The following is a 20,753-nucleotide window of genomic DNA, read 5'->3' as shown; positions in this document are numbered from 1 at the left end:
CCTGCTACCACTGCGCCCTGCCCGTCCCCGCCGGCAGCCGCTTCACCGCTGCGGTCCTCGGGCAAACCCGCGAATTCTGCTGCCCGGGTTGCCAGGCCGTGGCCGAAGCCATTGTCGCCGGCGGCCTGGAAAGCTATTACCAGCACCGCAGCGAAGCCTCGGCCAACCCCGAAGCGCTGCCGGTGCAACTGGTGGATGAACTGGCGCTGTACGACCGTGCCGATGTGCAGCAACCCTTCGTTCGCCACGAAGGCGAACTCGCCGAAACCACACTATTGATGGAAGGCATCAGCTGCGCGGCTTGCGGCTGGCTGATCGAAAAACACCTGCGCACCTTGCCAGCCGTGGCCGAAGCGCGCCTGAACCTGTCCAACCATCGCCTGCACGTGCGCTGGGCCGATGGGCAATTGCCGCTGAGCCAGGTCCTCAGCGAATTGCGCCACATCGGTTACGCCGCACACCCGTATCAGGCCGACCAAGCCTGCGAACAACTGGCCAGCGAAAACCGCCTGGCCCTGCGCCAGCTCGGCGTGGCCGGGTTGCTGTGGTTCCAGGCGATGATGGCAACCATGGCCACCTGGCCTGAATTCAACATCGACCTCAGCCCCGAACTGCACACCATCCTGCGCTGGGTCGCGCTGTTTCTCACCACCCCGATTGTGTTCTACAGCTGCGCGCCGTTCTTCAAAGGCGCCATGCGCGATCTGCGCACCCGTCACCTGACCATGGACGTTTCGGTGTCGCTGGCCATCGGCAGCGCCTACATCGCCGGGATCTGGACGTCCATCACCGGAGTAGGCGAACTGTATTTCGATGCCGTCGGCATGTTTGCCCTGTTCCTGCTGGCCGGGCGCTATCTGGAGCGGCGCGCCCGCGAGCGCACCGCCGCCGCCACCGCGCAGCTGGTGAATCTGTTGCCCGCCTCGTGCCTGCGATTGACAGCCGACGGTCAGAGCGAACGCATTCTGCTCAGTGAACTGCGTGTCGGCGATCAGGTGCTGGTTCATCCGGGCGCCATTCTCCCGGCTGACGGCAAGATCCTCGACGGCCAGTCGAGTGTCGACGAGTCGCTGCTGACCGGCGAATACCTGCCGCAACCACGCACCCTCGGCGACGCGGTCACCGCCGGCACCCTGAACGTCGAAGGCGCACTGACCGTCGAGGTCCAGGCCCTGGGCCAGGACACTCGCCTTTCGGCCATCGTTCGCCTGCTCGATCGTGCCCAGGCCGAAAAACCGCGACTGGCGGAAATCGCCGACCGCGCCGCGCAATGGTTCCTGCTGTTGTCGTTGATCGCTGCTGCGGCCATTGGCCTGTTGTGGTGGCAGCTGGACGCCTCGCGGGCGTTCTGGATTGTGCTGGCGATGCTCGTCGCGACCTGCCCGTGCGCCCTGTCGCTGGCGACGCCGACTGCCCTCACTGCCGCCACCGGCACATTGCACAAACTTGGCCTGCTGTTGACGCGCGGCCATGTCCTGGAAGGCCTGAACCAGATCGATACGGTGATTTTCGACAAGACCGGCACCCTCACCGAAGGTCGCCTGGCGCTGCGTTCGATCCGCCCCCTCGGCGCGCTCGACAGCGATCAATGCCTGAGCCTCGCCGCCGCCCTGGAAAACCGCTCCGAACACCCGATCGCCCGCGCTTTCGGTCGTGCGCCGATGGCTGCCGAAGAAGTCCACAGCACCCCGGGCCTTGGCCTGGAGGGCCTGGTTGATGGGCGACGCCTGCGCATCGGCCAACCGCGTTTCGTCTGCGAACTCAGCGGCGCCATGGTGCCGTCGATGCCCGAAGAAGCCGGCCAATGGCTGCTGCTTGGCGACAGCCAGGGGCCGCTGGCCTGGTTCGTCCTCGATGATCGCTTGCGGGCCGATGCGCCCGCGCTGCTGGCCGCGTGCAAGGCGCGGGGCTGGCGCACGCTGCTGTTGTCTGGCGACAGCTCACCGATGGTCGCCAGCGTGGCGGCGGAACTGGGCATCGATGAAGCCCGTGGCGGCTTGCGTCCGGACGATAAACTGCAAGTCCTGCAACAACTGCACAAGGAAGGTCGCAAGGTGTTGATGCTCGGCGACGGCGTCAATGACGTGCCGGTGCTGGCGGCTGCGGATATCAGCGTCGCCATGGGCTCGGCCACTGACCTTGCGAAAACCAGTGCCGATGCCGTGTTGCTGTCCAACCGCCTCGATGCGCTGGTGCAAGCCTTCAGCCTGGCGCGGCGCACCCGCCGGGTCATTATCGAGAACCTGTTGTGGGCGGGGTTGTACAATGGCCTCATGTTGCCCTTCGCCGCCCTCGGCTGGATCACCCCGGTATGGGCCGCGGTGGGCATGTCGATCAGTTCGTTGACCGTGGTGTTGAACGCGCTGCGCCTGACTCGCATGCCGAGCGCGCTCGCCCTCTGCGCCACGCCAGAAACCCGCCCGCTGCCGGCCTGAGCCGCGCGGGCATGGAGTCCAGATGCCAGCTCTTTACGTGATGATTCCCGCTGCGCTGCTGATCGTGGCCATCGCCGTCTATATCTTCTTCTGGGCGGTGGACAGCGGTCAGTACGACGACCTCGACGGCCCGGCCCACAGCATCCTGTTCGACGACCAGGACCCGAACCACACCGCCGCCGTCGATGAGGCCAGCGGCCAACCGGCCAAGCCGCAAGACAAGGCCCCGCCCCATGCTTGAATTGGCGCCACTGCTGGTGTCTGCGGTGATCCTCGGTTTGCTCGGCGGTGGCCATTGCCTGGGCATGTGCGGCGGCTTGATGGGCGCGCTGACCCTGGCGATTCCCAAGGAACAACGCAGCCGGCGCTTTCGCCTGCTGCTGGCCTATAACCTGGGACGGATTCTCAGTTATGCCTGCGCCGGACTGCTGATCGGCCTGGCCGGATGGGCCGTGGCCAGCAGCCCGGCGGCGATGTTCCTGCGTATCCTCGCCGGGTTGCTGCTGATTGCCATGGGCCTGTACCTGGCCGGCTGGTGGAGCGGCCTGACCCGTATCGAAAGCCTCGGGCGCGGCTTGTGGCGGCATATCCAGCCAGTCGCCAACCGATTGCTGCCGGTGTCGAGCGTGCCGCGTGCGCTGCTGTTGGGCGCGCTCTGGGGCTGGCTGCCGTGCGGCCTGGTTTACAGCACCTTGCTATGGTCGGCCAGCCAGGGCAACGCGCTGGACAGTGCATTGTTGATGCTCGCGTTCGGGCTCGGCACCTGGCCGGTGCTGCTGGCGACAGGCCTTGCCGCCGAGCGCATCACCGCATTGTTGCGCAAACGCAGCGTACGGATGGCGGGCGGATTGCTGGTGATGCTGTTCGGCATCTGGACCTTGCCGGGGCCGCATCAGCATTGGCTCATGGGGCATTAAACCGGCGGCGCGCCCATCGCGAGCAAGCTCGCTCCCACAGGGGAGTCGCTGTGTACACAAAACCTGTGGGAGCGAGCTTGCTCCGGGCGGCGATCCGACGATGAGGCCCTTACAAACGACAAAGATTCTGACCTTGATGCAAATCAAGATGCCCCACCCCGCCCTCGCATAAAGTGGCTGACACTGCCAGCCTATCCGGGGAATGCCCGCATGATGCTCGACGCCATTCGTTGGGACACCGATCTGATCCGCCGTTATGACCTGGCGGGACCACGCTACACCTCGTATCCGACTGCCGTGCAATTCAACAGCCAGGTCGGCACCTTCGACCTGTTCCATGCCCTGCGCGACAGCCGCAAGGCCCAACGCCCGTTGTCGCTGTACGTGCACGTGCCGTTCTGCGCGAACATTTGCTACTACTGCGCCTGCAACAAGGTCATCACCAAGGATCGCGGGCGGGCGCAGCCGTATTTGCAGCGCCTGGAACAGGAAATCCAGTTGATCGCCTGCCACCTCGACCCCACGCAGAAAGTCGAGCAACTGCACTTCGGTGGCGGCACGCCGACCTTTCTCAGCCACGACGAACTGCGCCAGTTGATGGCGCAGTTGCGCAAACACTTCAATTTGCTGGACGACGACTCCGGCGACTACGGCATCGAGATCGACCCGCGCGAGGCCGACTGGTCGACCATGGGCCTGCTGCGCGAACTGGGTTTCAATCGGGTCAGCATCGGCCTGCAAGACCTCGACCCGGCGGTGCAACGTGCAGTCAATCGCCTGCAAAGCCTGGAAGAAACCCGCGCAGTGATCGATGCCGCCCGCACCTTGCAGTTTCGCTCGATCAATATCGATCTGATCTACGGCCTGCCGAGACAGACTCCGGAGAACTTCGCCCGCACCGTCGAAGAGGTGATCAACCTGCAACCGGACAGGTTATCGGTGTTCAACTACGCCCACTTGCCGGAACGCTTCATGCCCCAGCGGCGCATCAACAGCAATGAACTGCCGACACCCACGCAGAAACTGGAAATGCTGCAGCGCACCATCGAGCAACTGATCAGCGCTGGCTACCGCTACATCGGCATGGACCACTTCGCCCTGCCCGACGATGAGCTGGCGATTGCCCAGGAAGAATCGACCCTGCAACGCAACTTCCAGGGCTACACCACCCACGGTCATTGCGACTTGATCGGCCTCGGCGTGTCGGCGATCAGCCAGATCGGTGACCTGTACTGCCAGAACAGCAGCGACCTGACCGAGTATCAGAACGTCCTTGCCACGTCGCAACTGGCCACCAGCCGCGGCCTGCTGTGCAATGCCGATGACCGGCTGCGGCGCGCAGTCATCCAGCAATTGATCTGCAATTTCAGTCTCGAATACGCTGACATCGAACAGGCCTTCAACATCGATTTCCAGGGCTATTTCGGCGATCTCTGGCCGCAACTGCAAGACATGGCCAAAGACGGGCTGATCGAACTCGATCGCGACAGGATCACCATCCTGCCCGCCGGGCGGCTGTTGGTGCGCTCGGTGTGCATGGTGTTCGACGCGTACCTGGAACAACACAGTCGCCAGCGCTTTTCACGGGTAATCTAATTCTGCAAGCAAGCGCCCCAGACTGGCCTCGATATCCTATGGTGAGTTACCCTTACGTCTTATGTGTGATTTCCCACAAGGATTGAAGAAATGTCCGAGCCAGTAAAACTGCGCGCTCATAATCAAGCCCATTGCAAGGATTGCAGCCTGGCCCCTCTTTGCCTGCCACTTTCGCTGAATCTGGAAGACATGGATGCGCTGGACGAAATCGTCAAACGCGGCCGGCCGCTGAAAAAAGGCGAGTTTCTGTTCCGCCAGGGCGATACCTTCGATTCTGTCTACGCAGTCCGGTCTGGCGCCCTCAAGACCTTCAGCCTGAGCGACACCGGTGAGGAACAGCTCACCGGCTTCCACCTGCCCAGCGAACTGGTCGGCCTGTCGGGCATGGACACCGAAAAGCACCCGGTGTCGGCACAAGCCCTGGAAACCACTTCGGTGTGTGAAATTCCTTTCGAACGCCTCGACGAACTTGCCCTGCAATTGCCGCAGTTGCGCCGTCAGTTGATGCGGGTGATGAGTCGCGAAATCCGTGACGACCAGCAGATGATGCTGCTGTTGTCGAAAAAGACCGCCGACGAACGCATCGCCACCTTCCTGGTCAACCTCTCGGCACGTTTCCGCGCCCGGGGTTTTTCCGCCAATCAGTTCCGCCTGAGCATGTCGCGTAACGAAATCGGCAACTACCTGGGCCTGGCGGTGGAAACCGTGTCCCGGGTCTTCACGCGCTTCCAGCAAAACGAACTGATTGCGGCAGAAGGCAAGGAAATCCGGATTATCGACCCGATCCAGCTGTGCGCCCTGGCCGGTGGCTCGCTGGAAGGCTGAAACAAAACGTTGCGGCTGAGCGAAACGGTTCAGCCGCCGTTATACTGCGTTGTTTGCAGCCCTGCCAGGACACCACGACGATGGTCTTCGACTCCTTCGACATCAAATCCCTCATCCGCCCTGTCATCGACTTCCCGAAACCGGGTGTGATCTTTCGCGACATCACCCCGCTGTTCCAGTCGCCCACGGCCCTGCGCCTGGTGATGGACAGCTTCGCCCACCGTTACGTCGAGGCTGACTTCACCCACATCGGCGCGATGGACGCCCGTGGCTTCCTGATCGGTTCGGTACTGGCCTATCAGTTGAACAAGCCGCTGGTGCTGTTCCGCAAGCAAGGCAAACTGCCGGCTGAAGTGTTGGCCGAGGGCTATGCGACCGAATACGGCGAAGCCTTCCTGGAAGTGCACGCCGACAGCCTGTGCGAAGGGGATTCGGTGGTGATGTTCGATGACCTGATCGCTACCGGCGGCACCCTGATTGCCGCCGCCAACCTGATCCGCCGCATGGGCGCCCGGGTGCATGAAGCGGCGGCGATCATCGATCTGCCGGAGCTGGGTGGCTCGCAGCGCCTGGAAGACATGGGCATTCCTACGTTCTGCCTGACGCAGTTTGCGTTGAGCGACAAGTAATCTGGCGCCTGTACTGACGCCTTCGCGAGCAAGCCCGCTCCCACAGTGAATTGCATTCCTTCCGACAGAACGCAGTCAAATGTGGGAGCGGGCTTGCTCGCGAATGGCGTCAGCCGCTACTCCACCAAACTCAAAGCCCCATCTGCTTGCTGATGATCTCGTTCATCACTTCCCGCGTCCCGCCGCCAATCGACAGGATCCGGTTATCGCGGTACAACCGCTCCACCAGACTCTCGCGCATGTAACCCAGCCCACCGAGTATCTGCACCGCATCGTTCACGATCCGGTCCGCGGTATCCGTCGCAAAATTCTTGGCCATGGAAATTTCCTTGATCACGCTCTGCCCCGCCGCCATCTTCGCCGCCTGGCGGTAAGTGAATTCCCGGGACACTTCCAGCGCGGTTGCCATCTCGGCGAGGCGATGCTTGATCACCTGAAACTTGCCGATCGGCTTGCCAAAGGCTTCGCGCTGGCGTGCCCATTTCAGGCTCTCTTCCAGCGCAAGTTGTGCGGTCATGTTGGCCATCAACGCCAGGGCCAGGCGCTCGCTCTGGAAGTTGCCCATGATGCAGGCAAAGCCCATGTTCTCGGCGCCGATCAGGTTGCCTACAGGCACTCGGCAATCATCGAAGAACAGTTCAGCGGTGTCCGACGCCCGCCAGCCCATTTTCTTCAGTTGCCGTCCTACGGTGAAACCGGGTGTGCCCTTCTCGATCAGTAACAGGCTGATGCCTGCGAAACCTGGCTCTCCCGTTCGCACTGCAACAGTGTAGAAATCCGCGCGCACGCCGCTGGTGATAAAGGTCTTGCTACCACTGACCCGGTAGAAATCGCCGTCGCGCACGGCACGGGTTTGCAGGTTGGCGACGTCGGAGCCGCCGCCAGGCTCGGTGATGGCCAGGGCGCTGATCTTCTCTCCCGACAGCACCTGGGGCAGCACACGATCCCTTACTTCGGGTCGGGCCCACTTGAGAATGGGCGGCAAGCCGATATCCAGCGACCCCAGGCCGGCAACCAGCCCGCCTGAGCCGCAGCGCATCAACTCTTCACTGGCGGCAACCTTGGCGAACAGATCCCCTTCGTGGCTGCCTCCGTAGTTTTCGGGGTAACCGATTCCGAGAATCCCCACTGCGCCGGCCTTGAGGTAGAGCTCGCGAGGGAAGCTTTCGGCTTCTTCCCACTGCTCGATATCAGGAAGAATCTCGCGTTCGACGAAACGTCTGACGCTGTCGCGGACCAATTGGTGGCTGGGGTCGAAGTATTCCTGAAAGGCAGACATCGGCGAGCTCCACTGAGGGGGTCAGTGAAGTTAACCGAGCGCTTGCTTGGTTTTCAACAGGATTGTGAAACCGCGTCGCCTGCATCGCGAGCAAGCTCGCTCCCACAGGGGTTGGTGTGTACCGCATGATTCGGGCACGACGCATAACCTGTGGGATCGGGCTTGCTCCGGGCGGCGATCCGACGATTGAACGATAATGCGGTATCAAGCCTGGCTCTGTCTGGCCTTCAGATTGCGCGCATACCACGGCCGCTGCGGCACTTTGCGCAACAGATCCTTCAGCTTCTTCTCGTCCTCGCCAAAGGTGATGCGCAGCGCCAGCTTCATGGTTTCCGGGTCCATTTCCACTGACTTGCCGGCCTGCAATCCCGGTGTGGTGCTACAGCCATGGGTGATCGGCCCGAGCCAGGGGTCATCGATCTCGACCCAGCGCCCAGGCGCAAACCATTGCACGCCGTTGACCTGCAGCCGACTGACCTGCCCCGGATGAAAGCGCTCGTGGGCGCGGAACCAGTCTTCCAGGCGATCGTCGATCCAGCCGTGGAAATGCCAGAACACCGGGCTGACATGGGAAGAAAACGGGTCGCCGAGAAAATCGTTTTCCGGTGCAAACCAGCGTGCGGAAAAGTCCGCCGGATCCCTGGCGAACGGCACCGGCTGACCGTTGGACGGATCACGCGGTACCGAAGCCCAGCGCATGTGCAGCCAGTCGTGCAGGCCCAACTCGACCTCCGAGCCGAACTGACCGAGGGTCAGCGTCGACAGGTAACGCGGGTCGCGGTAGCGGGATTCCCAGACCTGGAAGTTGCTGTGATACGTCTCGCCAGTCTTGATGTCGCTGACCCATTGCGTGTACTCGTCATCGTCCTCGGCCAGCCAGGTGGGCGGCAGCGCAGTGCCGTCGTGGTTGTCGAAGTAACGCGCAAAGCCAAGCCGGTCACGCGCCAGCTCCGGTTGCGGCAACGGGAAGTGCGTCCAGGACGGCAGGTCCTGCATCGACCGCGCCGTGCCGAGCATGTGCCGGTGCATGAAGAAAAAGTCCACGCCCGAACCGTTGCGATCCTTGCGCTCGCCACGGGCATCGCGCTCCTGGTCCCGAGGGCCAGGCTGCCAGCCGAGCCCGCGCAAGGCGCCGCGTTGGTCTTCGGACAGCTTGTGCCACTTGTCCCGGGAGGCATGCCAGAGCTGGTGGAACAATCGGTGCTCCGGTGATACCAGCCAGGCCAGCAGGGTCGGGTTGAGGCCGGTGCGCTCGCGGGCTTCAGGGAATACCCGTTTGACGGCAATGAATCGATTGTCCTGGGCCATCAGCATCAGTGGCCGATTCAGGTCCAGCACGCGCCCACTGAGACTGCCGCTGCCGGCGTTACCGAAACCGGCCCAGACCTCGTCCAGGGTCATGTCGAAATCGTAATCGCAACAGCCGCTGGCGCCCAGCAATCGCCAACCCAGCTGCTTCGGGTTGGTCCCGGATAGATCGCCGAGCACCCGGTAACGGGGCTCTTCGGTGGAGCGCAAACGCTCGGCGGTGTCGAGATAACCACTGAAACCACGCCCCTTGTGGCCGATGTCGAGGAACACCTCCAGGCCTTCGAGCGGCAAGCCTTCGATGCCGGCGTCGCGACCTTCAAAACGAATCTGCCAGACCCCGCGCAAGGTATCCGCCAAGCGTTGGCCGGCGACGTCCGCCACCTCGAACGAGGCTTCACCGGGGGTGATGGTCGGGTCCGGTCTGGTCAATTCGCGATACCCGTAATACGCCGCCGGCACGGCGGCACCGGTCAGCGCCAGACCCGCGAGGAACCATCGTCGAGAAATCGTCATTGCCCTACCTGTGTCAGCCATGGAGCAGGCTTTATCCAAGCTAGAACGTTTGTTGCCCGGACAAATTTAAAAGCATCGCGAGCAAGCTCGCTCCCACAGGGGATCTTCAGTGTTCACTCGATCAGTGTGGGAGCGGGCTTGCTCGCGAAGAGGCCGGCACAAACACCTAAATTCTTGGGCCAGCCACTCGTTCCCCCCCAGATAGCAAAGGCCCCCGCGCCTGATCCTCGACGGCGAACCTGACTGAGACGGCAATGACAAAACCACGTTCGAAAAAGGCTCTTTTCATCGGCCTGCCGCTGGCCCTGGCGATCAGCGCGGGTGCAGGCTTCGCGGTCTGGGACTACTGGTTCAGGGACAACCCCGGCTACCCGGTCAAGGTGATGAAACAGGCCGATCAGTTGCAGGAACGCATCCTCTCGTTCGACAGCCACATCACCGTGCCGATGGACTTCGGCACCGCCGGCAACGAAGTCGACAAGGACGGCGAAGGCCAGTTCGACCTGGTCAAGACCGGGCGCGGACGCTTGTCCGGGGCGGCGCTGACGATTTTCGGCTGGCCGGAAATCTGGAACGGCCCCAATGCCCCCCATCGCCCTACCGCCGGTTTCGTCGACGAGGCCCGCTTTGAGCAGGAAACCCGCTACAAGATCATCAGCGCGATGGTCCGCGACTTCCCCAACCAGGTGGCCATCGCCTATACCCCCGACGATTTCCGCCGCCTGCACGGCGAAGGCAAGTTCGCGGTGTTCATCAGCATGCTCAACGCCTACCCGCTGGGCAATGACCTCAACGCCCTGGACAAGTGGGCAGCGCGCGGCATGCGCATGTTCGGCTTCAGCTACGTGGGCAACAACGCCTGGGCCGACTCATCGCGGCCGCTGCCGTTCTTCAATGATTCGCGGGATGCCTTGGGCGGGCTGTCGGACATCGGCAAGCAAGCGGTGCATCGCCTCAACGACCTGGGCGTGATCATCGATGTGTCGCAGATGTCGACCAAGGCCCTGGAGCAAGTGGCGCAACTGAGCCGCACGCCGATGGTCGCCTCCCACTCGGCGCCGCGCGCCCTGGTGGACATCCCGCGCAACCTCAGCGACCCGGAAATGCAACTGATCAAGAACAGCGGCGGCGTGGTGCAGATTGTCGGCTTCCCGACCTACATCCGCCCGCTGAGCCAGGCCACCCAGGACAAGCTCAACGCCCTGCGCACCCGTTTCGACCTGCAACCGCTGCAAGGCCTGGAGATGGCCCTGATGCCCGGCGACCCGGTGATCACCGTCTGGCCCGAGCAGCGCTTCGGCGAGTACGCCAGCCAGCTCTATTCGATCCTCGACGAAGAACCCAAGGCCACCCTCAAGGACTACGGCGATGCAATCGACTACGCCGTGAAAAAAATCGGCATCGACCACGTCGGCATCAGTTCCGACTTCAACGACGGCGGCGGCCTCGACGGCTGGAAAGACGTCAGCGAGGCCCGCAACGTGACCGCCGAACTGATCAGCCGCGGCTACAGCGACGCTGACATCGCCAAGCTCTGGGGCGGCAACTTCCTGCGGGTCTGGGACCAGGTGCAGAAGTCCTCCCGGCCTGTGGTCCAGAACTGATTTTCATCTATTGCCAAAGCGAACCGAATCCATGACCAACCGTCGTTCATTCCTCAAGCAGGCCGGCATCCTCGCGGCCGGCCTTCCCTTGGCCTCCGCCGTGAGCCTGCCGGCACGGGCCGCCAGCCCCGCGCCACTGCCCAAGGACAAATGGGACCAGTTGCGCCAACTCTTCACCCAAGACCCGAACTACCTGCACTTCGCCAACTTCCTGGTGACTTCGCACCCGCTTCCCGTGCGTGAAGCCATCGAGATGCACCGCGCCAACCTCGACCGCAACCCGGGCCTGGCCATGGACTGGCATCGCGGCGAAACCGAACGCCGCGAGGAAGATGTGCGCGTTTGGGCCGGTCGTTACCTGAAAGCCAAACCGTCGCAGATCGCCCTGACCGGCAGCACCACCGAAGGCCTGGCGATGATCTACGCCGGCATCCACGTGCGCCCGGACCAGGAAATCCTCACCAGCGAACACGAGCACTACGCCGCCAACAGCGTGTTCGAATACCGCACCCAGAAGGACGGCACCCAGGTTCGCAAGATCAAATTGTTCGAAGACCCGTACAAGGTTTCGACCGCCGAAGTGCTGGCCGCGATCGAGCGCAACATCCGCCCTGAAACCCGCGTACTGGGCATGACTTGGGTGCATTCCGGCAGCGGCGTGAAACTGCCCATCGGCGAGATCGGCAAACTGGTGGAAGAGAAAAACCGTGGTCGCGAGGACAAGGACCGCATCCTCTACGTGATCGATGGCGTCCACGGCTTCGGCGTGGAGAACGTCGATTTCCCGGACATGCACTGCGATTTCTTTATTGCCGGCACTCACAAATGGATGTTCGGCCCACGGGGCACCGGGATCATCTGCGCCCGCTCCGACGAGCTCAAGGACGTGACCCCGACCATCCCGACCTTCTCCGAAGCGACCCAGTTCTCCACGGTGATGACCTACGGCGGCTACCACTCGTTCGAACACCGCTGGGCGCTGAACGAAGCTTTCAAATTGCATCTGGAACTGGGCAAGGCCGAGGTCGCGACGCGCATTCACGCCATCAACAGCTACCTGAAAAAACGCTTGCAGGCGCACCCGTCGGTGGAACTGGTCACACCGCTATCGCCGGAGTATTCCGCCGGTTTCACCTTCTTCCGCATCAAGAACCGGGACTGCGAAGCAGTCGCCAATTACCTGATGGATCAGCGTGTGGTGTGTGACGCCGTGGACCGTGATGTCGGACCGATCATTCGTGTGTCGCCGGGGCTGCTCAATACCCAAGCGCACATCGACCGCCTGATGGAACTGCTGGCCAACCAGGTCTGACTGAGCGAGAACCATTATGAAAAGCACCCTGAAAAAACTCGGCGCCCTGACGCTGTTGACCGTGCTCGGCAGCGCCTTGCCCGGCCTCGCCCAGGCCTACACCGCGCCATTGCCCGGCAAGGTCTTCAAGGATTGCCGCAACTGCCCGGAAATGGTCGTGCTGCCCGCCGGCACTTTCACCATGGGCACCCCGGACGACGAGTTCGGCCGCGAGCCTGATGAAGGCCCGGTGCATGAGGTGACGTTCGACAAACCTTTCGCCATGAGCCGCTACCAGATCACCGCCGGCGAATGGGCCCAATACATGAAGGAAACCGGGATCACCCTGCCCGATGGCGACACCCGCCCCGGCCGCGAGTGCATCAACAGCAAGCCGCGTTATCCACAGGGCCCGCGTCAGCCGGCGGTGTGCATGAACTTCGCCGAAGTCAGCGCCTACGCCGCCTGGCTGTCGATGAAGACCGGCCAGCACTACCACATCGTCAGCGAGGCCCAGCGCGAGTACGCCGCCCGTGCCGGGTCAAAGGGAGCCTTCCCCTTCCCGTTCGACCCGGGCACCGAGTACAGCATCGCCACCCACGCCAACACCTACGGCCCCACCGATGGCTACAGCTATTCCTCCCCGGTGGGCAGCTATCCGGCGAATGCCTTCGGCCTGTACGACATGCACGGCAACGTCTACGAGTGGATCGCCGACTGCTACCACCCGGACTACGTCGGCGCGCCCACCGACGGCAGCGCCTGGACTGAACCGAACTGCGACACCCTGCGCATCCGTGGCAACGACTGGGGCGAAGCGCCGGTGTTTTCCCGCTCGGGCAACCGCAATGACATCGACCCGCAAACCCGTGGCGACTGGATCGGATTCCGTGTAGTACGCATTCTCTAATCCCTCCCCCAACCCTTGTGGGAGCGGGCTTGCTCGCGAAAGCGGTGGATCAGAGAAGTTGATGTTGGCTGACACGACGCCTTCGCGAGCAAGCCCGCTCCCACAGATTTTGTGTCGCCCACCATTTAAATTAAGCCCTCCATCAGACGTTCTACTGGGTATCTGCCTCAAGACCCAAGGAACCCTCTGCTCATGACCCAGCCAACGCGCGGTGCAATTCATGAATTGTTCACCCTCCTCAAACCGTTCCGGCTCGTCGTCAGTCTGTCGATCCTTTTGGGCATGGTGGGTGGCCTGAGCGTGACGGTGTTGCTGGCCACCATCAACAACGCGTTGCACTCGGCGGATGGCCTGACCCAAGGCGTGGTCGCCCTGTTCGGCGGCCTGTGCCTGTTGGCCCTGGGCAGTTCGATCTGTTCGGACATCGGCACCAACTACGTCGGCCAGCACATCATCGCCAGGCTGCGCAAAGAGCTCGGGGAAAAGGTGCTTTCAGCGCCCATCGAACAGATCGAGCGCTACCGCAGCCACCGGCTGATCCCGGTGCTGACCCACGATGTCGACACCATCAGCGACTTCGCCTTCGCCTTCGCGCCGCTGGCGATTTCCCTGACCGTGACCCTCGGCTGCATGGGTTACCTGGCGATGTTGTCGTGGCCGATGTTCCTGATGATGGTGCTGGCGATTGCCATCGGCACCGGCATCCAGTTCTACGCCCAGGGCAAGGGCATCCAGGGTTTCATGGCCGCCCGCGACGCCGAGGACGATCTGCAAAAGCACTACAACGCCATTGCCGGCGGCGCCAAGGAGTTGCGCATCCACCGCCCGCGCCGCCAGCGCATGTTCGTCAAGGGCATCCAGGGCACTGCCGATTTCATCTGTAACACCCAGGTGCGTTCGATCAACACCTTCGTGATTGCCAAGACCCTGGGCTCGATGCTGTTCTTCGTGGTCATCGGCCTGGCGCTGGCCCTGCAATCGTTCTGGCCCAGCGCCGACCAGGCGGTGATGAGCGGCTTCGTGCTAGTGCTGCTGTACATGAAAGGCCCGATCGAGCACCTGGTCAGCACCTTGCCGATCGTCAGCCGGGCGCGCATTGCCTTCCGCCGTATCGCCGAACTGTCCAGCCAGTTTTCCTCGCCCGAGCCGCACCTGTTGCTCAACGACCAAGGCACCCCGCCGACCGTGGTCAACCGCCTGCAACTGGACAACGTCAGCTACGCCTTCCCCGCCGCACCGGGCAGCGACGCGTTTCGCCTGGGCCCGGTGAACCTGACCGTCGAGCAAGGCGAGATCATTTTCATCGTCGGCGAAAACGGCTGCGGCAAGACCACCCTGATCAAACTGCTGCTGGGCCTCTACGCGCCGCAGCAGGGTTCGATCCTGCTCAACGGCCAAGGCATCGATGCGCACAATCGCGACGACTACCGCCAATTGTTCACCACGATTTTTGCCGATTACTACCTGTTCGATGACGTGGTCCAGGGCGACCAGCACATTCCCGAAGATGCCAACAAATACCTGCAACGGCTGGAGATCGCGCACAAGGTCAGCGTCAGGGACGGCAGCTTCACCACCACCGACCTGTCCACCGGCCAGCGCAAGCGCCTGGCGCTGGTCAATGCCTGGCTGGAAGAACGCCCGGTGCTGGTGTTCGACGAATGGGCCGCCGACCAGGACCCGACCTTCCGCCGCATCTTCTACACCGAGCTGCTGCCGGACCTCAAACGCCTGGGCAAGACCATCATCGTGATCTCCCACGACGACCGTTATTTCGACATGGCCGATCAACTGGTACGCATGGAATCGGGCCGGGTCGTCACCGAGCGCGCAACCGCCTGAGTGCCGTTGCCGCACGCAAATCATTGTTTTTTGAAGTTTGTTTTCCGGTTTAGCCAAAGTGGTCCGTCTAATAATAATTATCATTAACTAAAACACTACACACACCATTCTGGAGCGATTCGAGCAATGCAAAGCCTTACTCTGTCCCGCGCACCCTTGGCGTTAGCCATCGAACGGCAAAAGAAATTCCGAACGGTCGTGCCGGGCGCGCTGCTGACCCTGTTGTTGTTGGGTACGTCCCAGGTCGAGGCAGCCCCGGTGAACGTCAATGTACCGGCTCAGTCGCTGGCCAGCGCATTGCGCCAACTGGGCCAGCAGACCAACCTGCAGATTCTCTACAGCCAGGACATGGTCAACGGCATCAAGTCCACGGCGGTGTCCGGCAACATGGAACCGGAACAGGCACTGAAAACCTTGCTGCTGGGGAGCGGCATCAATTTTCAGTTGAATGGCAACACCGTGTCGCTGTTGCCATCGGCCGGTGACTCCAGTGCACTGCAACTGGGTGCGACGTCCATCACCGGCGTGGCGCTGGGGCCGACCACCGAAGGCACGCACTCCTACACCAGCGATGAAGTGACCATCGGCAAAGGCAACATCAAGGTCAAGGACATCCCGCAGTCGGTGTCCGTCGTCACGCGCCAGCGCATGGACGACCAGAACCTGAACAGCCTGCAGGACGCCCTGCGTCAGGTCACCGGCGTGACCATCAAGACCTACAACTCCGGCTCCAGCCTCAACGACGTCTACATGCGTGGTTTCCTCGTCGACCAGGTGCAGGTCGACGGCGTCTCGCAGCCCACCGGCCAGGGCGACATGGCCACCAGTTTCGACCTGGCGATGTATGACCGCATCGAAGTGCTGCGCGGTCCGTCGGGCCTGTACCAGGGCGCGGGCGAACCCGGCGGTACGATCAACGTGGTGCGCAAGCGTGCCCTGAGCAAGTTCGCCCTCGGTGGCGAACTGGCCGCAGGCTCCTACGATCGCTACCGTTCTTCGGTGGACGTCACCGGCCCGTTGAACGACCAGGGGACCGTGCGCGGTCGTTTCATCACCGCCTACGAGAACAACCAGTCTTTCGTCGACTACGCGCAGAACGAACGGCCGATGGTCTACGGCCGCCTGGAGTTCGACCTCGACCCGGCCACCACCCTGTCGGTCGGTGGCGCTTACCAGAAGAACAACTCCACCCCGGCCTTCGGCTTGCCGGCCTACGCCGACGGCTCATTGCTCGACGTACCGCGCTCGACCTTCGTCGATGCCAAGTGGAACACCCTCAACGAAAAAGTCTGGGAGTCCTTCGCCGAACTCGACCACGAACTGGACAACGGCGGTCAATTCAAGACCACCCTGACCTACCGCGACGCCGAAACCCCGGAGCGTAACTTCACCTGGGCCGACGGCGCGGTCGACCCGGCCACCGGTGACAGCTGGGCCGTGGCGTACGACTACTACACCCATATCAAGACCATCGGTGTCGACAGCTTCGTCACCACGCCGTTCGAGTTCGCCGATCGTCGGCACGAGTTCACCGTGGGCGCCGAGTACCAGCACCTGGACAAGGACTTCACCTACGGCGGCGGCGAGTACTTCCCGATCAACGTGTTCGATCCGGGCAGCATCGACATTCCCCGCAACGACTATGCGCACGTCAACGGCAACTGGTCCAAGTCCGATCAGTACGGCGTCTACACCCGCGCCAAGTTCAACGTCACCGACTGGCTCGATGTCATCGGCGGCAGCCGCGTCACCTGGTACGAAAGCGATGCGAAGAACGCCAACGCCTTCTTCAACAACTTCGGCGAAGCCCACACCAGCATCAACCGCAAGGTCGTGCCGTACGGCGCCATCATCGGCAAGATCACACCGCAACTGTCGACCTACTTCAGCTACACCGGCGTGTTCAAACCGCAGAGTGAAATCGGAACGGACGGCCAGCCGGTCGGCCCGCGCGAAGGCAAGCAGTACGAGATCGGCCTCAAGCGCGAATTCTACGACGGTCGCCTGAACGCCAGCATTGCGGCCTTCCGCATCTACGATGAAAACCGCGCCGAATACGACAACACCTCCGGTGCCTACATGACCGAAGGCAAGGCACGCAGCCAGGGTTGGGAAACCGAGTTGAGCGGCAACCTGACCGACAACTGGAGCATCGTCACCGGTTACGCCTACACCTCCACCAAGTTCCTGGACGGCGATCAGGCCAACAAAGGCAAGACCTTCAGCACCATCACGCCCAAGCACAACTACAACCTGTGGACCAAGTACGAGTTCACCGACGGTGCGCTCAAGGACTTCAGCGTCGCCGGTGGCGTGCGTGTGGTCAGCGACACCTACTACCAGCGTGACGTGAAGTTCCAGCAAGGCGGCTATGCCGTTACCTCGGCGCAGGTCGGCTACAAGTTCAACGAACACCTGTCGTCGACACTCACCGCCAACAACCTGTTCGACCGCAAGTACTACGACCGCGTCGATGCCTCCTGGGGCACCAACTTCTACGGCGACCCGCGCACCCTGACCCTGAGCCTGCGCGCGCAGTACTGATGGCTAAAAACTTCATCTGCAACAAGAAACCGGGCCGTTGTAGGAGCGAGCTTGCTCGCGATGGACTCAAGAGCGCTGCGTTTAGCCAGTAAACACGCGTTATCGTTAACGACCATCGCGAGCAAGCTCGCTCCTACAGTGGCCCGGTGGTGAAGAGTTTGCGCTTATCGTCAGGATTCCACCTGACGCTCGTGCGCGTCGGCCCTGAGCTGCTCGGTATCGACGCGGACAAACGTGGAGTCCCCGACAGCGGTCAGGACATCCCCGGCGAAAACCTCGCAAATGACCCGGCTTTTGCGCCCGACCTCGCCCTCGACTCTGGCACGCAGTGTCAGGGGGACACCCATCGGGGTGGGCTTGATGTACTTGATGCCCAGGTTACCGGTGACGCAGGTGATGTGGGGCAAGCTGCCCACCTCGCGTTGCTCTGCCCGGTAGTGATAAGCCATCGCTGCCCAGTTGGAGTGGCAATCGACCAGCATCGCGATCAAACCGCCGTAAACCAGACCCGGCCAGCCGCAGTACTTTTCATCCGGCACGTGCTGCGCCATGACATGCACCCCGTCTTCATGCCAGAAGCTCTTGATGTGCAGCCCGTGCGGGTTCTGGCTGCCGCAGCCATAACAAACGCCTTCGGGCGCGGCGATGTCTTGAAGCGAAGTGTGCTGCGTGGTCATAGCGTGTTCATCCTTATTACCGGGTGGTTGAAAGCGGACCGGGTCACCCCGGCCCGCAGCGCCTGATCAATATTGGCAGAAGCGAATCCGGTTGCCGAACGGGTCGTAGACTTGCAGCTCTTTGCCCCAGCCCTGCTGGACAATATCAGGGCGTCCATACCCGTAGCGCTTGCCCTGCAATTCGTCCCTGAGCAGTTCGATGTTTTGCATGGGCACGAACACCGTCGAGCCCGGGCTGGCATCACCGTGATGCTCGGAAAGGTGCAGTTGCAGGCCGTCGCGGCTGATGCCCAGGTACAGCGGCAGATCAGCCTCGAAACGATGCTCGAACTCGACGCTGAACCCGAGGAAATCCAGATAGAACTCGCGCGCCTTGGCTTCGTCGAAACTGCGCAGAATTGGAATGGGTTTGTCGAAAGTCACAGCAGGCGTGGACGGCGTACTTGCCTGGGAAAGCATCGCCGACGCGGTGTTCCAGTCCTTGTAGCCCAGTTGTTGCGCGACCAGTTCCAGCGCGGTGGAATGGGTCACCGCCTGATTGCGCTCCTCCAGCGAGGCGCGCAACTGTTTGGCCATTTGCTTGGCTTGCTCGATTGAAAACATGACTGCTCCTGTAGCCGAGATGCTTTGGTGCTCGCATTGCCAAACCTCGACCGTCAAGAGAGGCGACAGGGTTCGTACAAGAAGGAGATGCTTTCACCTTTCCCAACGGGAGCGAGCGGCGGGCAGCATCAGACCGATGTCGATGATACATAGCCGATAGGGGATGCGGAAGATGGCTCGGCAGAACCCTGTCCGAGGCCTGATGACTATTCCTTCAGGCGTGAAAATTGCTGAATCAGGAATGCGCTCACGGTGGCTGCGCAGCCAGCCCATGCGCAAGCCACCTGCCAATGCCTGAGTGGACCGAGCACGTCTCCCATCAGAAAACCGCTTGAAAGCAGAAACAGAAACAATGAAATGGCCGCCAGGGTGACGCGTGGAATCGCCATTGCCCACCGCCACCAGGCACCGGGTTCAAAGCGCCGCGTAACCCATCGAGTCAACCCTGTCAGCCCCGCCAGCAACGGCGCCGCAATCACCAGCAGGATCGGAATGATAAAGAGAGCCAGCGTGGGTTCGATTTCTCCGCCGTCCTCGCCGGGTGTGTAGAAGTTTTCTGCCCAGATGTCCCTGCACAGGGCGAAAGTCAGATAAATGACCGCGACAGGGGCGATGGGGAATATCAGGCAACTGATGAGGTTTTTTTTAAGATCCATCATTGAAGCGTCCTTGGTTTTTTCAGAGCTCCGTTCGATGAGGGCTCGCATATCAGCCATCATCCGATCGTGTGGGACATTCGGGCGCGGGTCGTCTATCGAAGCTTGCACCTTGGCGCGGAACCAACGGTCATGGCTGGCGGCCTGCTCTTCGGTCTCAAGCCCTGAAACGATGGGGGAAAAGTCGGCGCTCATAATGGCCTCCAGAGCCGCTGTCGTCATTGGCAATGATGAATGTCATTGGGTTAGCCAACCATTGCGTCGCGTCAGATCGTAAGGGCTGTACTTCCGACGGCCAACCGCAAACTGTCGTAGGATTCTTCCTGCCGATTCCGAGGATTTCAACGCTCTCTGACAAGGCAAAACAGCAGGTTAAAAACCACTCGATAGCGTCTGTTTAAGCGGCCTACAGGTTACTTTGTGAAAGCCACAACGCCTTGCGCCGTTGCCTACAGGTACGCCAGAATCCGCCGGCTTGTGCGCCTTGGGGGCCGTCGGTAACTTGATTCGGGTCACTGATTGTCAGTGATCGGGTTTAGTAGCCCGTGGTTTTATCAGCAAGGTGTAAAAGCTCTATCAGTCAGGCTTGCCTGAATTTGATGGTGGCTGTACGCAGGGCGCTTCGGCGCGCCGGTAAATGCTAATCTCCCCGGTCTACTAACCTGCGTCCAGCCGCCACCCTTCTTTTAGTAGAGAAGAATGAGCGGCTCCATTCAGGAGTAATCAGCCTATGTTCAAAGTAACGCCAAATCCGCCGGACTCCGACCCGGCCTCCCCGTACGAAAGCCCCGACTCCAAACAATTCCACGAAGCCGCCGAACGCGCGTTCAATCACTACCTCAACCCGGGCGCCAACATCATGGCTACCCCGCGCACACCCAGCACCATGTTCATCGTCAATCCCGAACTCAGTACCGAAACCCTGCTGGTGCACGCCTGCGAATCGCTGGCGTCGGCCAATGTCATGGCTAACGATCTGGTGGATCATCTGGAGGGGACGAGTCGCAATGCGCTGCTGGGGATTGCACAGGTGATCATGCTGGGGGAACTGGCGGTGAATCGGGCGCTGGATCGGCTTGATCCGCCCTGACCACAATCTCCAGATCACCGATAAACCTGTG

At 61.8% G+C, this 20,753-nt stretch carries 16 protein-coding genes and 1 pseudogene; 12 read left to right on the top strand and 5 right to left on the bottom strand.

Annotated elements, in window-relative coordinates; genetic code table 11:
• The 6 genes from KGB28_RS11715 to KGB28_RS11690 all read left to right on the top strand — a co-directional run.
• On the top strand, positions 1 to 2,435 hold a 2,435-nt coding region (locus KGB28_RS11715; protein WP_223445116.1), incomplete at its 5' end, for a heavy metal translocating P-type ATPase.
• 22 nt (positions 2,436 to 2,457) lie between these two features.
• Positions 2,458 to 2,676, top strand: coding sequence for a cbb3-type cytochrome oxidase assembly protein CcoS (ccoS, locus tag KGB28_RS11710; RefSeq protein WP_007971444.1), 219 nt, complete (start codon positions 2,458 to 2,460; stop codon positions 2,674 to 2,676).
• Positions 2,669 to 3,352, top strand: a complete 684-nt coding sequence (locus KGB28_RS11705; RefSeq protein ID WP_103394973.1) for a sulfite exporter TauE/SafE family protein — start codon at positions 2,669 to 2,671, stop codon at positions 3,350 to 3,352. Before ccoS ends, KGB28_RS11705 begins: the two co-directional genes overlap by 8 nt.
• Positions 3,353 to 3,565: 213 nt before the next feature.
• Positions 3,566 to 4,948, top strand: a complete 1,383-nt coding sequence (gene hemN, locus KGB28_RS11700; protein WP_223445118.1) for an oxygen-independent coproporphyrinogen III oxidase — start codon at positions 3,566 to 3,568, stop codon at positions 4,946 to 4,948.
• Between the two features lie 90 nt (positions 4,949 to 5,038).
• Positions 5,039 to 5,773: a fumarate/nitrate reduction transcriptional regulator Fnr gene (fnr, locus tag KGB28_RS11695; RefSeq protein ID WP_046041331.1), complete on the top strand. Its 735-nt coding sequence runs from the start codon at positions 5,039 to 5,041 to the stop codon at positions 5,771 to 5,773.
• Positions 5,774 to 5,853: 80 nt separating this feature from the next.
• Positions 5,854 to 6,402 (top strand): adenine phosphoribosyltransferase, encoded by a 549-nt coding sequence (locus KGB28_RS11690; RefSeq protein ID WP_008050206.1) that lies wholly within the window; start codon positions 5,854 to 5,856, stop codon positions 6,400 to 6,402.
• 130 nt (positions 6,403 to 6,532) lie between these two features.
• Here KGB28_RS11690 and KGB28_RS11685 read toward each other — a convergent pair whose 3' ends face one another.
• On the bottom strand, positions 6,533 to 7,681 hold the full coding sequence (locus tag KGB28_RS11685; RefSeq protein WP_223445114.1) for an acyl-CoA dehydrogenase family protein: 1,149 nt from the start codon (positions 7,679 to 7,681) through the stop codon (positions 6,533 to 6,535).
• Between the two features lie 204 nt (positions 7,682 to 7,885).
• Positions 7,886 to 9,505 carry a PvdJ/PvdD/PvdP-like protein gene (locus KGB28_RS11680; RefSeq protein WP_223445112.1) on the bottom strand — a complete coding sequence of 540 codons (1,620 nt, stop codon included), beginning with the start codon at positions 9,503 to 9,505 and terminating at the stop codon, positions 7,886 to 7,888.
• Between the two features lie 254 nt (positions 9,506 to 9,759).
• Here KGB28_RS11680 and pvdM point away from each other — a divergent pair, with 254 nt between their 5' ends.
• The 5 genes from pvdM to KGB28_RS11655 all read left to right on the top strand — a co-directional run bounded on the left by pvdM (position 9,760) and on the right by KGB28_RS11655 (position 17,696).
• A complete protein-coding gene (gene pvdM, locus KGB28_RS11675; protein WP_223445110.1) occupies positions 9,760 to 11,109 on the top strand; it encodes a pyoverdine-tailoring dipeptidase-like protein PvdM in 1,350 nt (449 codons plus the stop codon).
• Between the two features lie 31 nt (positions 11,110 to 11,140).
• Positions 11,141 to 12,421 carry an aminotransferase class V-fold PLP-dependent enzyme gene (locus KGB28_RS11670; RefSeq protein ID WP_223445108.1) on the top strand — a complete coding sequence of 427 codons (1,281 nt, stop codon included), beginning with the start codon at positions 11,141 to 11,143 and terminating at the stop codon, positions 12,419 to 12,421.
• 16 nt (positions 12,422 to 12,437) lie between these two features.
• Positions 12,438 to 13,310 (top strand): formylglycine-generating enzyme family protein, encoded by an 873-nt coding sequence (locus KGB28_RS11665; protein ID WP_223445106.1) that lies wholly within the window; start codon positions 12,438 to 12,440, stop codon positions 13,308 to 13,310.
• A 192-nt stretch (positions 13,311 to 13,502) separates the two neighbouring features.
• Positions 13,503 to 15,152, top strand: coding sequence for a cyclic peptide export ABC transporter (locus KGB28_RS11660; protein ID WP_223445104.1), 1,650 nt, complete (start codon positions 13,503 to 13,505; stop codon positions 15,150 to 15,152).
• Positions 15,153 to 15,278: 126 nt separating this feature from the next.
• Positions 15,279 to 17,696: a TonB-dependent siderophore receptor gene (locus tag KGB28_RS11655; protein WP_223445101.1), complete on the top strand. Its 2,418-nt coding sequence runs from the start codon at positions 15,279 to 15,281 to the stop codon at positions 17,694 to 17,696.
• Between the two features lie 170 nt (positions 17,697 to 17,866).
• Here the strand turns inward: KGB28_RS11655 and KGB28_RS11650 are convergent, their stop codons facing one another.
• The 3 genes and pseudogenes from KGB28_RS11650 to KGB28_RS11640 form a co-directional block, all read right to left on the bottom strand.
• Positions 17,867 to 18,373, bottom strand: a complete 507-nt coding sequence (locus KGB28_RS11650) for a PaaI family thioesterase (RefSeq protein ID WP_223445099.1) — start codon at positions 18,371 to 18,373, stop codon at positions 17,867 to 17,869.
• A gap of 66 nt (positions 18,374 to 18,439) precedes the next feature.
• Entirely contained in the window at positions 18,440 to 18,976 is a 537-nt protein-coding gene (locus tag KGB28_RS11645) for a glyoxalase superfamily protein (protein ID WP_008049764.1), read from the bottom strand.
• A gap of 674 nt (positions 18,977 to 19,650) precedes the next feature.
• Positions 19,651 to 19,827: pseudogene (locus KGB28_RS11640) on the bottom strand (antitoxin); the annotation flags it as partial.
• A gap of 535 nt (positions 19,828 to 20,362) precedes the next feature.
• Between KGB28_RS11640 and KGB28_RS11635 the strand changes: the two are divergent.
• Positions 20,363 to 20,722 (top strand): DUF6124 family protein, encoded by a 360-nt coding sequence (locus KGB28_RS11635; protein ID WP_223445097.1) that lies wholly within the window; start codon positions 20,363 to 20,365, stop codon positions 20,720 to 20,722.
• Positions 20,723 to 20,753: the final 31 nt, after the last annotated feature.

The organism is Pseudomonas sp. BF-R-19 (assembly GCF_019956445.1).
Lineage (GTDB): Bacteria > Pseudomonadota > Gammaproteobacteria > Pseudomonadales > Pseudomonadaceae > Aquipseudomonas > Aquipseudomonas fluorescens_BH.
Note: the sequence above shows the minus strand (reverse complement) of the source record. Positions and strands in the feature narration are given on the sequence as shown.

Bases quoted from the DNA above. Each gene is read 5' to 3' on its own strand.
- pvdM (WP_223445110.1), top strand. From the start codon at position 9,760: ATGACAAAACCACGTTCGAAAAAGGCTCTTTTCATCGGCCTGCCGCTG.
- KGB28_RS11705 (WP_103394973.1), top strand. From the start codon at position 2,669: ATGCTTGAATTGGCGCCACTGCTGGTGTCTGCGGTGATCCTCGGTTTG.
- KGB28_RS11655 (WP_223445101.1), top strand. From the start codon at position 15,279: ATGCAAAGCCTTACTCTGTCCCGCGCACCCTTGGCGTTAGCCATCGAA.
- ccoS (WP_007971444.1), top strand. From the start codon at position 2,458: ATGCCAGCTCTTTACGTGATGATTCCCGCTGCGCTGCTGATCGTGGCC.
- KGB28_RS11690 (WP_008050206.1), top strand. From the start codon at position 5,854: ATGGTCTTCGACTCCTTCGACATCAAATCCCTCATCCGCCCTGTCATC.
- hemN (WP_223445118.1), top strand. From the start codon at position 3,566: ATGCTCGACGCCATTCGTTGGGACACCGATCTGATCCGCCGTTATGAC.
- KGB28_RS11635 (WP_223445097.1), top strand. From the start codon at position 20,363: ATGTTCAAAGTAACGCCAAATCCGCCGGACTCCGACCCGGCCTCCCCG.
- KGB28_RS11670 (WP_223445108.1), top strand. From the start codon at position 11,141: ATGACCAACCGTCGTTCATTCCTCAAGCAGGCCGGCATCCTCGCGGCC.
- KGB28_RS11650 (WP_223445099.1), bottom strand. From the start codon at position 18,373: ATGACCACGCAGCACACTTCGCTTCAAGACATCGCCGCGCCCGAAGGC.
- KGB28_RS11680 (WP_223445112.1), bottom strand. From the start codon at position 9,505: ATGACGATTTCTCGACGATGGTTCCTCGCGGGTCTGGCGCTGACCGGT.
- KGB28_RS11665 (WP_223445106.1), top strand. From the start codon at position 12,438: ATGAAAAGCACCCTGAAAAAACTCGGCGCCCTGACGCTGTTGACCGTG.
- fnr (WP_046041331.1), top strand. From the start codon at position 5,039: ATGTCCGAGCCAGTAAAACTGCGCGCTCATAATCAAGCCCATTGCAAG.
- KGB28_RS11660 (WP_223445104.1), top strand. From the start codon at position 13,503: ATGACCCAGCCAACGCGCGGTGCAATTCATGAATTGTTCACCCTCCTC.
- KGB28_RS11685 (WP_223445114.1), bottom strand. From the start codon at position 7,681: ATGTCTGCCTTTCAGGAATACTTCGACCCCAGCCACCAATTGGTCCGC.
- KGB28_RS11645 (WP_008049764.1), bottom strand. From the start codon at position 18,976: ATGTTTTCAATCGAGCAAGCCAAGCAAATGGCCAAACAGTTGCGCGCC.